This is a genomic window from Dokdonia sinensis, from assembly GCF_003688895.1.
GTDB classification, from domain to species: domain Bacteria; phylum Bacteroidota; class Bacteroidia; order Flavobacteriales; family Flavobacteriaceae; genus Dokdonia; species Dokdonia sinensis.
In genome coordinates, this window is the sequence record NZ_REFV01000003.1 from 231,416 (window position 1) to 244,836 (window position 13,421).

9 protein-coding genes are annotated in these 13,421 nt (G+C 41.2%); 4 read left to right on the forward strand and 5 right to left on the reverse strand.

What is annotated here, in order from left to right; genetic code table 11:
• Positions 1-3 precede the first annotated feature (3 nt).
• Entirely contained in the window at positions 4-330 is a 327-nt protein-coding gene (locus tag EAX61_RS04980; protein WP_121916564.1) for a hypothetical protein, read from the reverse strand.
• Positions 331-434: 104 nt separating this feature from the next.
• Here EAX61_RS04980 and EAX61_RS16430 point away from each other — a divergent pair, with 104 nt between their 5' ends.
• The 3 genes from EAX61_RS16430 (at position 435) to EAX61_RS04990 (ending at position 3,273) form a co-directional block, all read left to right on the forward strand.
• Positions 435-602: a C1orf53 family protein gene (locus EAX61_RS16430; protein ID WP_161555196.1), complete on the forward strand. Its 168-nt coding sequence runs from the start codon at positions 435-437 to the stop codon at positions 600-602.
• Between the two features lie 87 nt (positions 603-689).
• Entirely contained in the window at positions 690-2,672 is a 1,983-nt protein-coding gene (hutU, locus tag EAX61_RS04985; protein WP_121916565.1) for a urocanate hydratase, read from the forward strand.
• Between the two features lie 10 nt (positions 2,673-2,682).
• Positions 2,683-3,273: a DUF4136 domain-containing protein gene (locus EAX61_RS04990; RefSeq protein WP_121916566.1), complete on the forward strand. Its 591-nt coding sequence runs from the start codon at positions 2,683-2,685 to the stop codon at positions 3,271-3,273.
• A gap of 322 nt (positions 3,274-3,595) precedes the next feature.
• Here EAX61_RS04990 and EAX61_RS04995 read toward each other — a convergent pair whose 3' ends face one another.
• From EAX61_RS04995 to EAX61_RS05005, 3 genes are all read right to left on the reverse strand, one after another.
• Positions 3,596-7,354 carry a T9SS type A sorting domain-containing protein gene (locus tag EAX61_RS04995; RefSeq protein ID WP_121916567.1) on the reverse strand — a complete coding sequence of 1,253 codons (3,759 nt, stop codon included), beginning with the start codon at positions 7,352-7,354 and terminating at the stop codon, positions 3,596-3,598.
• Between the two features lie 533 nt (positions 7,355-7,887).
• The gene (locus EAX61_RS05000) at positions 7,888-9,972 is read right to left on the reverse strand and encodes an alpha-ketoacid dehydrogenase subunit alpha/beta (RefSeq protein ID WP_121916603.1); all 2,085 of its coding nucleotides are present in this window, start codon (positions 9,970-9,972) and stop codon (positions 7,888-7,890) included.
• Positions 9,973-9,999: 27 nt separating this feature from the next.
• Complete coding sequence (locus EAX61_RS05005; RefSeq protein ID WP_121916568.1) at positions 10,000-11,307, reverse strand: dihydrolipoamide acetyltransferase family protein; 1,308 nt, start codon at positions 11,305-11,307, stop codon at positions 10,000-10,002.
• A 177-nt stretch (positions 11,308-11,484) separates the two neighbouring features.
• Between EAX61_RS05005 and EAX61_RS05010 the strand changes: the two genes are divergently transcribed.
• Entirely contained in the window at positions 11,485-11,958 is a 474-nt protein-coding gene (locus tag EAX61_RS05010) for an Lrp/AsnC family transcriptional regulator (protein ID WP_121916569.1), read from the forward strand.
• Between the two features lie 92 nt (positions 11,959-12,050).
• Here EAX61_RS05010 and accC read toward each other — a convergent pair whose 3' ends face one another.
• Positions 12,051-13,403, reverse strand: coding sequence for an acetyl-CoA carboxylase biotin carboxylase subunit (gene accC, locus EAX61_RS05015; RefSeq protein WP_121916570.1), 1,353 nt, complete (start codon positions 13,401-13,403; stop codon positions 12,051-12,053).
• Between the last annotated feature and the right edge of the window lie 18 nt (positions 13,404-13,421).

Sequence of the window (13,421 nt, forward strand, 5' to 3'; positions counted from 1 at the left end):
CTTTTAAAGGAATTTCAAAAAACTCCAGAAATTACGATCTTTTAAATAAATAAAATTAGTTTCCTGCGCATAAGCCTCACGCTCAAAGGAAATATTTCGGTAAGCCACATACCTATTTCTATACTGAACGCATCGCACTAAAAACTCGACGCCATACCATAAAAAGAATGGTAGTATCAACAATTCCCGTTGTTGCCTTAAATGAATTTTCTCGTGATTCATAAAAACTGCATCCTCTCGTAGGGTTGCATCGCGCATAATCACAAAGGGATAGAGCGTAACTCCTGCAAAACCCCTACGCAAGAGATATTTATTTACCACGTAAAACATAACCTTAAAAATATTGCATTATCAGACTCATACACTCCCTAAAGAACATCTTGCATCTACGTTCTTATGAACAACTTTAATACCATACTCACTATCTTTGTGTTATGTCCCATATAAAAAAACATATTCCTTTAGAAGAAGGGGATTACTACCTCACTCCAGAAGGCTACAAATGCTTTACAGAACAGTATCATCTTAAACGCGGATATTGCTGTGAGAGTGGCTGTAGGCATTGTCCTTACGGATTTGATAAGAAGACTGGCAAGCAATAAGTTTTGAGGATTTTACGCTTTTTCTAAGACAAGCTCTGGATAAATTGCAAAAGCGCACTTGATCTAATAATTAAATAATGACAAGCAATGACATTTCAAGAACAAATACGAGCAGGAATTCCTGATCAACTTCCTACGCAGAAAGTATATGATCCAGAGATGAATCACGCACCAAAACGTAAGGACATCCTCTCAAATACTGAAAAGAAACTCGCGTTACAAAATGCCTTACGCTATTTTGACCCAAAGCATCACGCTGCACTTTTGCCAGAATTTAAAGCCGAACTAGAAACCTACGGCCGGATTTACATGTACCGTTTCCGACCAGAATATAAAATGCACGCCCGCCCTATCGATGCCTATGCAGCTACCTCAACGCAGGCAGCTGGTATAATGCTTATGATTCAAAATAATCTGGATCCTGCCGTGGCACAACACCCACACGAGCTTATCACCTACGGTGGTAATGGAGGTGTTTTTTCAAACTGGGCACAATACCTACTCACAATGCAATACCTCGCTACGATGACAGACGAGCAAACGCTGGTAATGTATTCCGGACACCCTATGGGGCTTTTTCCCTCACATAAGGAAGCACCTCGAGTAGTAGTAACTAATGGGATGATGATTCCTAACTATTCGCAACCCGACGATTGGGAAAAATTTAATGCCCTCGGTGTAACTCAGTACGGACAAATGACCGCAGGAAGCTACATGTATATAGGGCCACAAGGGATCGTACACGGCACAACTATCACAGTACTAAATGCTTTCCGAAAAATAAATAAACCCACTGCTGGCGGCCTTTTTGTAACCTCTGGCCTAGGTGGGATGAGCGGCGCCCAACCTAAAGCAGGAAATATCGCAGGTTGTATTACCGTATGCGCAGAGGTTAATCCTAAGGCGGTCCACACCCGTCATTCACAAGGTTGGGTAGATGAAGTAATAAAAGATACCGATGCTCTCGTTGCCCGTGTCAGGGAAGCGCAGGAGAAAAAAGAAGTTGTTTCTATCGCGTTTCTGGGGAATATTGTTGCCGTTTGGGAAGCCTTTGACCAGCACAATATTCACATTGATATAGGTAGTGATCAGACCTCGCTCCATAATCCGTGGGCAGGAGGTTATTATCCCTTGGGAATGACTTTTGAGGAAGCAAATAAAATGATGGCAAGTGATGCAGACCGCTTTCGCGAAAGCGTACAAAGCACCCTTCGTCGCCATACCGCAGCGATAAACGCTCATACCGCAAAGGGTACTTACTTTTTTGACTATGGAAACGCCTTCTTGCTTGAAGCATCTCGTGCCGAAGCAGACATCCTTGCCGAAAATGGTATCGATTTTAAATATCCTTCATACGTCCAAGACATTATGGGGCCTATGTGCTTTGATTATGGTTTTGGCCCTTTTAGATGGGTGTGTGGTTCCGGAAAAGCGGAGGATCTACAAAAGACAGACGCAATTGCCTGTGATGTGCTAGAAAAACTTGCAAAAGATGCACCGTCAGAAATCCAGCAGCAAATGCAGGATAATATTAAATGGATTCAAGGCGCTCAAGAAAACAAGCTCGTCGTAGGCTCGCAGGCAAGAATTTTATATGCAGATGCAGAGGGTCGTTCCAAAATTGCACAAGCCTTTAATAATGCTATCGCTCGAGGAGAAATAGGACCTGTTATTTTAGGCCGTGATCATCACGATGTTTCGGGAACAGATTCTCCATATCGCGAGACCAGTAATATTTATGACGGAAGCCGCTTTACGGCAGATATGGCCATACAGAATGTGATAGGAGACAGCTTTAGAGGAGCAACTTGGGTAAGCATTCATAATGGTGGAGGCGTAGGCTGGGGAGAGGTTATAAACGGTGGTTTTGGTATGGTAATTGATGGTACTACAGATGCCGAAAGACGCTTAAAATCAATGCTTTTCTGGGATGTAAATAACGGAATTGCGAGGCGCAGTTGGGCAAGAAACGAGGGGGCAGTTTTTGCCATTAAAAGAGCGATGGAGCTGGAACCAAATTTAAAAGTCACATTACCTAACCTCGTAGACGACGCATTGTTCAATATTTAAAACTATAATTATGAAAGCATTAAAATTACTCCCGCTTTTAGGGCTACTTTTCCTACTAGCATCTTGCAGCACAGTACGTGTCGCAGCAGACTATGACCAGAGTGTAAACTTTGACCAATATAAGACCTATGCTTTTTATAAACCTGGCATCGACAAAGCTGAGGTTTCTGACCTTGACAAAAAGCGTATCCTACGTGCCATCGAAACCGAAATGAATGCAAAAGGCTTTACAAAATCCAAAAATCCTGCCGTACTCGTAAGCATTTTTACAAAAGCAAAAGAACGTGTAGACGTATACCAAAATAATTTTGGCTTTGCTGGAGGTTGGGGCTGGGGAGGCGGCTGGGGCTGGGGAGCTCCTGGTTTCTGGGGAGGTCCTTGGGGCGGCTGGGGCGCAGGCTTTAACAACAATGTTGTCTCGAGAAGTACAGAAGGAACGCTATACATAGACTTAATAGATACCAATAAAAATCAACTTATCTGGCAAGGACAAGGAACTGCGCCACTTGTATCTGGAGATGTAGCACGTCGCGAGGCTCGTATACAAGAAATTGTAAAAGAGATTATGATGGTGTATCCACCTAATGTGGCTAGCAACTAAAAGAGCTCTTTTAAATATAAAAGCGGATACCTGTGATAGGTGATCCGCTTTTATATTTAGGCCTTTATTATCCATCCTATTTTACCATTGATAAATCAGAGGTGCACCCTAAGCTGAACAGACAACACCCAAGTATCACTCTCCTAAACTTTCTGGGACGGGTTAAAATCAAAAGCCAAAACTCTGTCCAATTGGAATAAGTTGTTTTTAGTAAATTAAAATTCAGCGATCAAAGAAAAACCCCAAACTAATCGCTTGGGGGTTGTATAAATATATTATAGTATTGTGAATACGCTTTCGCGAAAGCGTATATTCCATAAACCTACTCTTTTATCACACGTTTTACAATCGAATTCTCTCCCTGGGCAATCTGTAAAAGATATACTCCAGAAGAAAGCGATGCCATACTTACGATCGCAGAAGTCTCTGTCACTACTTGGTTTTCAACCACTCTGCCTCTCAAATCATAGATTGTTATAGTATCAATTCCGTTTTTAGAAGTTATATTGATAATATCATTTGTAGGATTAGGATAAAGGATAATGCTATTATTAAAGGCTTCATCGTTTACACCTAGAGTCTCGTCTACCACTAGATTGAAGGCGCAGGTAGTCGTGTTACCAGCTTCATCTGTTGCTATAATCGTTACCTCTGTTGTGCTGGGATCAGTTACTACAGTTCCTGCTGCTGGCTCCTGTGTAATTACGAGGTCAGTTCCTGAAGAACAGTTATCTGTAGCTAAGTCTGTGTAGTCTTCAATGGTGTAATTTCCTTCATCATCACTACCCACAGTAACTTGTCCTGGACAAGCTATTACAGGTAACGTAGTGTCTGTTATAGTTACATCAAAACTATATGTCGTAACGTTACCATTATTATCTGTGAAACTAAACTCTTCAGAAGTTGTTCCAACTGGGAAGAAAGCTCCGCTACCAAGTCCCGCTGTCTGCTCAAAAACAATACTTGAATCGTCTCCACAGTTATTTTCTAACACAAAAGCTGCGATACCTACACCATAATTAACAATGGCTCCACACTCTCCAGCACTAGAACCTGTTCCGGTAAATATATCTAAAGGACCGTCTGTGATAATGACTCCCGTATTATCTTGAACGATCACATTAACATCTACAAGAGCGCGGTTTCCGTTTACATCACGCACTCTTACTCTGCGCACGTGGGGATTATTTGCAATATCATCACAGTCGAAAGTTCTGTTTTCTACTCCTGTCATTCCATTACCGCCTGTAATTCTTATATCTAAAATCTCACAGTTGTCTGTGGCTGTGATTGCCGGTGCTACATCTATATCATTGTCTAACCTGACTGTACCATCAGGACCTAAAACTGCAATGATATCCTGCACATCTGTCACAATAGGATCTAGATTATCTTCTACTATTACATTGATATCTACATCTGTGTCGTTTCCATTTACATCTCTTACTCGAACCGTGCGAACGTTAGGACTAGTTGCTATATCATCACAAGTGAAAGTTCTAGCCTCGTTACTGGTCCCTCCATTGATTCCACGAACAAAATAACTTTGGATACCACAATTATCTGTAGCCGTTACCGCATCTGCAACGTCCGAGTTATTGCCTATAGTCACTGTACCGTTTGCATCTAATTGTGCAATGATGTCTTGTACATCTGTCACGACTGGATTTTCGTTGTCGTTTATAGTTACAGTAAATGAACAATTTACGGTTTGACCGTTTCCATCATCTACTGTCCAAGTAATGAGTGTGTCACCAGCTGGCAATACTGCCCCGTCTAATGTCGTTGCATTGTTAAAATCGTTTGTTATTGTTGCGCTCGTGCAGTTATCGTCAAATGTTGCATCAAACTCAGCTCCCTGCACCGTGTACTCACAGACACCAGCATCTGCATCACGAGCATCATCAACTGGACAAGTGATGGTAGGATCAATATCATCAACCACGATAATATTGACATTTACAAACGTATTATTTCCATTTTCATCACGCACACGTACTTCACGCACGTTAGGGTTCGTTGCAATATCTGCACAAGAAAAAGTACGGTTCTCAACACCAATGATGCGGATATTCTGAATTCCACAATTATCCGTTGCTGTAACGGCTGGTTCCACATCGTTTATGTTGTTTACGATCACGGTTCCATCTGCTTCTAAAACAGCTGTAATATCCTGAACGTCTGTCACTACAGGAGCCGCATTATCTTCAACAGTTATAATAGTCGTACACATATCTGTTTGCCCGTTACCGTCATTAACAGTCCAAACTACCGTAGTGTCTCCTAAAGGAAGTACTGCTCCATCTAACGTAGCCGTCATATTAAAGTCATTTGTAATCGTTGCGCTAGAACAGTTATCGTCAAATGTAGGATCAAATTCCGTCCCTTGAACGGTGTAACTACAAGCAGTTGCATCTGCATCACGAGTATCGTCTCCAACACACATGATTGTAGGTGCGGTATCATCAACAACGTTCACATTTACATCTACAAATGCATCGTTTCCATTTACATCACGCACACGTACGTTGCGGACATTTGGATTTGTTGCTATATCATCACAATCAAAGGTTCTTGCCTCAAGACTTGTCCCTCCGTTTCCTCGAACAAAGTAACTATCTACTCCACAATTGTCCGTAGCAGTGATAGCATCTGCAACATCTGTATTATTACTTATTACGACTGTTCCGTCTGCTCCCAATACTGCTGTGATATCCATTACAGCAGAAATTACTGGAACTTCATTATCTGCTACGGTAATTACAGTCATACAATTCGTAGTCTGTCCATTCCCATCGTTTACTGTCCAAGTCACCGTTGTATCTCCCAGCGGAAGTACTTCCCCAGCGAGTGTGGCAGTCATATTCAAATCATTTGAAATCGTTGCACTTGAGCAATTATCGTCAAAGGTCGGGTCAAACTCAGTTCCTTGAATAGTGTAGTTACAAACTCCTGCATCTGTATCTCTTGTATCGTTTCCAACACAAGTGATCGTAGGCGCCATCGCATCCACAACATTTACATTTACGTCTACAAAAGTGTTGTTACCATTAACATCTCTTACTCTTATAGATCTTACATTAGGATTGGTTGCTATATCTGCACAGGAGAATGTACGGTTTGCAATCCCTATAATACTAATTACCTGAATACCGCAGTTATCCGTTGCCGTAACTGCTGGAGCCACGTCTGCATTATTATTTAATACAACTGTTCCATCTGCACCTAGGGTTGCTGTAATATCATTTACATTACTTACTACTGGTGCTGTATTGTCTGCTATGGTAACTACAGCCACACAAGTGTCAGAATTTCCGGCAGCATCCGTAACGGTAAGTGTTACGTTATTTGTTCCAACATTAGCGCAATTAAAAGAGGACGGCGACACACTTCTGCTCGCAATACCTACATTATCTGTAGACCCACCATCCACGTCAGATGCCATAATAGTTACGTTCCCAGAACTATCTAAGTTCCTTGTGATGTTCGTACAAACGGCATTAGGATCTGTGGTGTCTCCACCCGCCATTGTACCGCTTACGAGAATATTATCCATCCTACTTCCCCCAGCTCCACTTCCATTGAGATTCCTCCATCTCAAATAAACTGTAGGCTGGTTTTCCATCGCTACCGGTAACGCAACATTTGTGGCAGTATAAACTGGTGCACAAGCATCATTTGATGGTGGCGTATAATTTGTGGGCGCAGCAGCTACCCAAGTCATATTGTTAAAACTATATTCTACACTAAACTGTCCTCCTGGTCCTCCAGAGAAACGAGATTGAATAAAAGACAGCGTCAAGCCTGAAAAGCCCGTAGTATTAAAAGATCCTGTCGTCCAATAATCGTTTGCGCTCCATCCATTTGCAATAGCTTCCTGTGTACAGCCTACACCAGAGTTAAATGCGGCCATTGTTGTACCTACTGAAGCAAAAGAGACAGTTGTATTCCCAGCAGAGCCGCTAGATGAAGTAAGCGTTCCATTCTCAAAAGTATAATCGAGAACAGTAGTTTGACTACAGATTTCATTCTGTAAAAAAAACAAGAGCAAAAAAGAAAGTAGTAAAGTAATTTTTTTCATAATCAGTTATTAGATTTTAAAATATTAATTATGAACCTCATACAAAGAGGCTCACTAAGAATAGAAATCAATACTGAAGCAACGATAATAACTGGGGGATGTTGATGCGCGACCTGTACTGTGATTTGCCTTAAAAGATTTAATCTCTATACACTCGCAATATAGGAATTGCGCTTAGGAAAGGATTAAGGATTTTATATGTTTCACCCCTTATAATTGTCAATAAAGGTATAAAATAAGTCTACAATTCACTTAAACTGTTGATTCCTTAATATGTAGCCTCAAGCATTAAAAGTTAAACCTTTAAGATAAAAGATTAAGATCACTCTTTTTTTTAAGAATCGCGTCGACCTAACTCATTGTCTAATAATAAAAAGGTGGGGGAAAACCTTACATTGAATAAATAGACAGTTATCCATTAGGAGATTATTTATGTGAAAAAAGTCCTGAACAAAATACGCATAGCCTTATTGGTAATTACGCTTTCGCGAAAGCGTGGTTTGATTTAAAACTTTAAACAACCCAAAAAAAATTTAGTAGGAAAGAAGCCACAAAATTTTCTCCTTCACCTTCTCCGTACTAGGAATCATTGTCTCTTCAAGGACGCTATTAAGAGGGATGGCTGGCATATTTTCTGACCCGATGAGCATTACGGGCGCATCAAGCTCTTGGAAACACTCTTCCTGAATACGCCCTTGAAGTCCACGACTAAAGCCGTTGTCGGAAGGTTCTTCTGTAACGAGAAGACACTTACCACATTTTTTGACAGATTTAAATATCGTATCATAGTCTAAAGGGTGTAATGTCCTCAAATCTACGATCTCAATTTGATCTTGCATTCCGAGCTCGGCACTTGCATTCATAGCCCAATGCACACCCATTCCATAGGTAATAATTGAAATAGTCTCTACATCTTCTTTTTTCCAAATTTCTTGCAACACCCACGCTTTGCCAAAAGGAAGTACATAATCTTCAGAAGGCTCCAGAGAAGTAGCCCCTTTTGTACCTGGCACTTTACTCCAATACAATCCTTTATGTTCAAAAATAACCACAGGATTTGGGTCATAATATGCTGCTTTCATCAGACCTTTAAGGTCTGCGCCGTTTGATGGGTAGGCGATTTTTAGACCTCGTATGTTTGTGATAATACTTTCTACAGACGAAGAATGGTATGGACCACCAGAACCATAAGCGCCTATAGGGACACGCAATATCATTGAGACGGGCCATTTTCCGTTAGACAGGTAACAGCTCCGGCTCACTTCTGTAAATAATTGGTTAATTCCGGGAAATATATAATCTGCAAATTGGACTTCGACGATGGGTTTTAGTCCTACTGCGCTCATCCCCACGGTTGAACCGACGATAAAAGCTTCTTGTATGGGTGTATTAAATACCCGATTGTCCCCAAACTTTTGCGCCAGCGTTGCCGCTTCTCTAAAAACACCACCTAATCTGCCACCCACATCTTGTCCATACAGCAAGCATTCTGGATGTTTTTTCATTAATTCTTCGATGGCAAAAAGGGCGCAATCTACCATGACCACTTTTTCTGCACCAGTTGGTGAGCGCTCGCCTACTTCTTCGGTGATGGGCGTTGGGGCAAAGTCGTGTGTAAATAAATCTTCTGGTTTGGGATCATCAGCGGCGATGGCTTTATCAAGGGCTTTTTTGGTTTCCGCTTTCGCGAAAGCGGACATCTCATCAATCTCATTTTGAGAAATACCGTTATCCAGTAATAACTGAACCATTTTAGGATACGGATCTCTACTGCGTGCTTCTTCCAAATCATCCCGATACCACTCCATCCTCACGCCAGAAGTATGATGATTGAGCAAGGGCACTTTTGCGTGCACCAAAAATGGCCGGCGCTCCGTCCTGATGGTTTTTATGACCTTCTCAAGCGCACTGTAGCTCTCCTCAAAATCTGTTCCGTCTATAGACACAGCTTCTAGCCCGTGAAACCCTGCGGCATACTCATAAGCATTCTGTGCCCGCGTCTCTGCCTCATTTGCCGAAATATCCCAGCCATTGTCCTGTACCAAATATAAAATAGGCAATTGCTTGAGAGCCGCCATCTGGAAAGCCTCTGCAATCTCGCCTTCTGTAACTGATGCGTCACCTAGAGAGCAAACCACAAAAGGGGCTTCGGCTCCGCTCAGCCCGCTGTTTTGATTTATGACTGTGTCAGATACTAGATCTACATCAAGAGACTCCTTGTACCAGAACCCCATTGCAACTCCAGTAGCAGGAATAGCCTGCATCCCGGTTGCGCTGCTTTGGTGAGGGATTTTAGGTTTGTCTGGATCATTAAGACTCGGATGTGAATAATAAGTGCGCCCAGCAGAAAACGGATCGTCCTTTTTTGCTAAAACCTGTAGCATTAGTTCATAAGGTGTCATTCCAATAGCGAGCAGCATAGAATCATCTCGATAATAAGGAAACGCATAATCTTGAGGTTGCAGTTGCATCCCGATTGCAGTCTGAATAACCTCGTGACCACGGCTCGTAGCGTGCACGTATTTTGATACTGTTTTAAAGTTTGCCTCGTATAATTCTGTCATTGCCTTTGCGGTGCAAAGATTCTTGAAGGCTTTTATTAAAATATCTTTTTCCATCATCTTTTAGGGGTAAAAGGTTTGATTTTATATGCTACGAGTGGTATCAAATTGCTCAAAATAATCTGCAATGCGACGTAGGAAACTACCACCTAGGTAACCATCTACAATACGATGGTCAAAACTGAGCGAGAGATACATCATCTGGCGTATCTCAATAGTATCACCTTCTGGACGCTCCATCACTTCGGCGCGCTTTTTAATAATTCCTGTTGCAAGTATGGCGGCCTCTGGCTGATTGATAATGGGAGTTCCCATAACGCTACCAAAGGTTCCTACGTTACTAATGGTAAACGTGCTTCCTTTTATATCGTCACCTCCTAACTTATTTTCTCTGGCCAGAGCCGAAAGGCGATTAACCTCGGCTGCTATTTCTACAAGGTTCTTCTGATCTGCATTTTTAACCACGGGAACAATTAAATTTCCTGATGGTAATGCTGTCGCCATTCCAATATTGATATGTTCTTTGACAATTATATTCTTTCCGTCTACCGAGACGTTTATCATTGGGAAGTCTTTTACAGCTTTTGCAACCGCCTCGACAAAAAGCGGTGTAAATGTAAGTCGCTCTCCGTGCTTCTCTTGAAAGGCCACCTTATTTGCATTGCGCCATTGTACCATTTCGGTCAAATCTGCCTCTACATAAGCGGTCACGTGCGGGCTGGTATGCTTGCTGTATACCATATGGTCTGCAATCATCTGGCGCATACGATCCATCTCCACAATTTTACCCGTTCCTTTGTCTAAATTAAGTTTAGGGATTTTATATGCGTCTGGATCTGGAACTGCAACGGGTTGAGCAAACTGGAACGGTCTTCCCTCTTCCAAATAATGAGTAATATCACTCTTACGCAATCTACCATTATTTCCAGTTCCAGAAATACGTGCCAGTTCTTCATAAGAAATATGATGCTCACGAGCCATAGCATCCACCAGCGGACTGATAAAAACATTTTTATTTGGCATTGCAAATGCCTGTTTTGATTCCGTTAGTGATTGAGGCTGCTTTTTTGACGATAACCTTTTAACTTGCTTGAGCCCAACTTTACTTTCTGCCAGAGTGTTACCTTTTTTACTGCTTTCTGTACCGCTCTCTTCGTAACGAGCAATTGCGACTCCTACACCAACAACGCTATTGGGTTCAAACAAATGTTCTGACATTACGCCAGCACTTGGAGCAGGGACTTCATTATCTACTTTATCTGTCGCTACCTCTACAAGAATATCACCTTCATCAAAAGATTCACCCTCAGCAACGAGCCAATTTAAGATAGTTCCTTCTGTAATAGACTCACCCATTTTGGGCATTAATAAATCTGTCATCTTCTTATTCATAGCCTATATTTTAAACGCATCTGTTAAATATAAATGTAACAATATCACAATAAGAATAATTATAAAACACCATTATCTAATCTATATTCAGCATATCATTCTTTATTTTTGATATTAATTTACATTTTATTCTTTCAAGACTCTTAAGAATAGGCATATACAGTAAAACATTATTTTATGAAGATTGATACCATCGACATTGAGATTTTAAAAATGCTCCAAGTAGATTCAAATCGCACCGTTAAAAGTATGTCCGAATTACTCGGTCTTTCTACAACTCCCGTGTTTGAACGTATTAAAAAGTTAGAAAAAGAAGGACTGATAACAAATTATGTCGCTCGAATAAATCATAAAAAACTTGGACTCAAACAGACCGTCTTTATTGCAATTTCAATCCAAGGACATACCAGAAGTTATTTGCAGAAGTTTGTAGACAGTATTAATAGCTTTCCTGAAGTGGTGGAGTGTCATCGTGTAAGTGGCAACTTTGACTACCTTCTAAAACTAGTTGTTGAAGATATTGAAGCTTACGAGACTTTTATAATTTCAAAACTAACACTCCTTCCTTATTTGGGTAATGTACAGAGCCATATTGTACTCTCCACGAGCAAAGAGACTAATGAAGTGGATATGTCCTTTCTAAACGGTTAGACGTTTAATTATGCTTTCGCGAAAGCGTAAAAAAGAAAAACCCCAACATCTTACGACATTGGAGTTTCTAAAATATGATATGGATTTTTAAACTATTCCTTTTCTTTTGGATTCATTTTAAAAGTATCCATAAATGCTGTGGTATAGTTTCCAGCTATATAATCGGGCTCATCCATAAGTTGTCTGTGAAAAGGTATGGTTGTTTTAATACCTTCGATCACAAACTCGTCAAGAGCTCTTTTCATTTTACTTATAGCCTCCTCACGTGTTTGCGCTGTTGTAATCAACTTTGCAATCATAGAGTCATAATTAGGAGGTATCATATACCCACTATACACATGTGTATCAATACGAACCCCGTGACCTCCTGGTGTATGTAAATTTGTAATACGCCCTGGTGAAGGTCTAAAGTCATTATAAGGATCTTCCGCATTTATACGACACTCAATAGAGTGAAGTTGTGGGTAATAATTCTTTCCAGATATTGTAACACCTGCTGCGACTAGAATTTGTTCTTGTATAAGATCGTGGTCTACCACTTGTTCTGTAATCGGGTGCTCTACTTGAATCCTTGTGTTCATCTCCATAAAATAGAAATTACGGTGCTTGTCTACAAGAAACTCGACGGTTCCCGCTCCTTCGTATTTTATATATTCAGCGGCTCGTACGGCTGCTTGCCCCATTTTTTCGCGCAATTCATCTGTCATAAATGGCGACGGGGTTTCTTCTGTCAGCTTCTGGTGGCGGCGTTGTACTGAGCAATCTCGCTCAGATAAATGACATGCCTTACCTTTACTATCTCCGACGATCTGAATCTCAATATGTCGTGGCTCCTCTATGAGTTTTTCCATATACATCCCGTCATTACCAAAGGCTGCCTTAGATTCCTGTCTTGCAGATTCCCAAGCTTTGTGTAAGTTTTCTTCTTTCCAAACGGCACGCATTCCTTTACCACCACCTCCGGCAGTAGCCTTAAGCATTACTGGGTAACCTGTTTCTTTTGCCAGTTTCTGACACTCTTCAAAATCCTTAATGATCCCGTCAGATCCTGGTACACAGGGCACACCTGCGGCTTTCATCGTGGCTTTTGCGGTCGCCTTATCTCCCATCTTGTTTATCATATCTGGAGAAGCACCGATAAACTTTATATCGTGCTCTTCGCAAATTTTAGAAAATTTTGCGTTTTCAGATAAAAAACCATATCCCGGGTGAATGGCATCTGCATTTGTAATTTCGGCAGCGGCGATAATATTTGCCATTTTGAGATAGGACTCACTACTCGGAGCTGGGCCTATACAAACGGCTTCGTCTGCAAATTTTACGTGGAGGCTCTCACGGTCTGCGGTAGAGTATACAGCAACTGTCTTTATGCCCATTTCTTTACACGTACGGATGACGCGCAAGGCAATTTCTCCTCTATTTGCTATAAGTATCTTCTTAAACATAGGTAGTCATTTTAAGGT

Excerpts from the sequence above, each read along its gene's own strand:
- EAX61_RS04980 (WP_121916564.1), bottom strand. The coding sequence starts at position 330 with ATGTTTTACGTGGTAAATAAATATCTCTTGCGTAGGGGTTTTGCAGGA.
- EAX61_RS16430 (WP_161555196.1), top strand. The coding sequence starts at position 435 with ATGTCCCATATAAAAAAACATATTCCTTTAGAAGAAGGGGATTACTAC.
- hutU (WP_121916565.1), top strand. The coding sequence starts at position 690 with ATGACATTTCAAGAACAAATACGAGCAGGAATTCCTGATCAACTTCCT.
- EAX61_RS04990 (WP_121916566.1), top strand. The coding sequence starts at position 2,683 with ATGAAAGCATTAAAATTACTCCCGCTTTTAGGGCTACTTTTCCTACTA.
- EAX61_RS04995 (WP_121916567.1), bottom strand. The coding sequence starts at position 7,354 with ATGAAAAAAATTACTTTACTACTTTCTTTTTTGCTCTTGTTTTTTTTA.
- EAX61_RS05000 (WP_121916603.1), bottom strand. The coding sequence starts at position 9,972 with ATGGAAAAAGATATTTTAATAAAAGCCTTCAAGAATCTTTGCACCGCA.
- EAX61_RS05005 (WP_121916568.1), bottom strand. The coding sequence starts at position 11,307 with ATGAATAAGAAGATGACAGATTTATTAATGCCCAAAATGGGTGAGTCT.
- EAX61_RS05010 (WP_121916569.1), top strand. The coding sequence starts at position 11,485 with ATGAAGATTGATACCATCGACATTGAGATTTTAAAAATGCTCCAAGTA.
- accC (WP_121916570.1), bottom strand. The coding sequence starts at position 13,403 with ATGTTTAAGAAGATACTTATAGCAAATAGAGGAGAAATTGCCTTGCGC.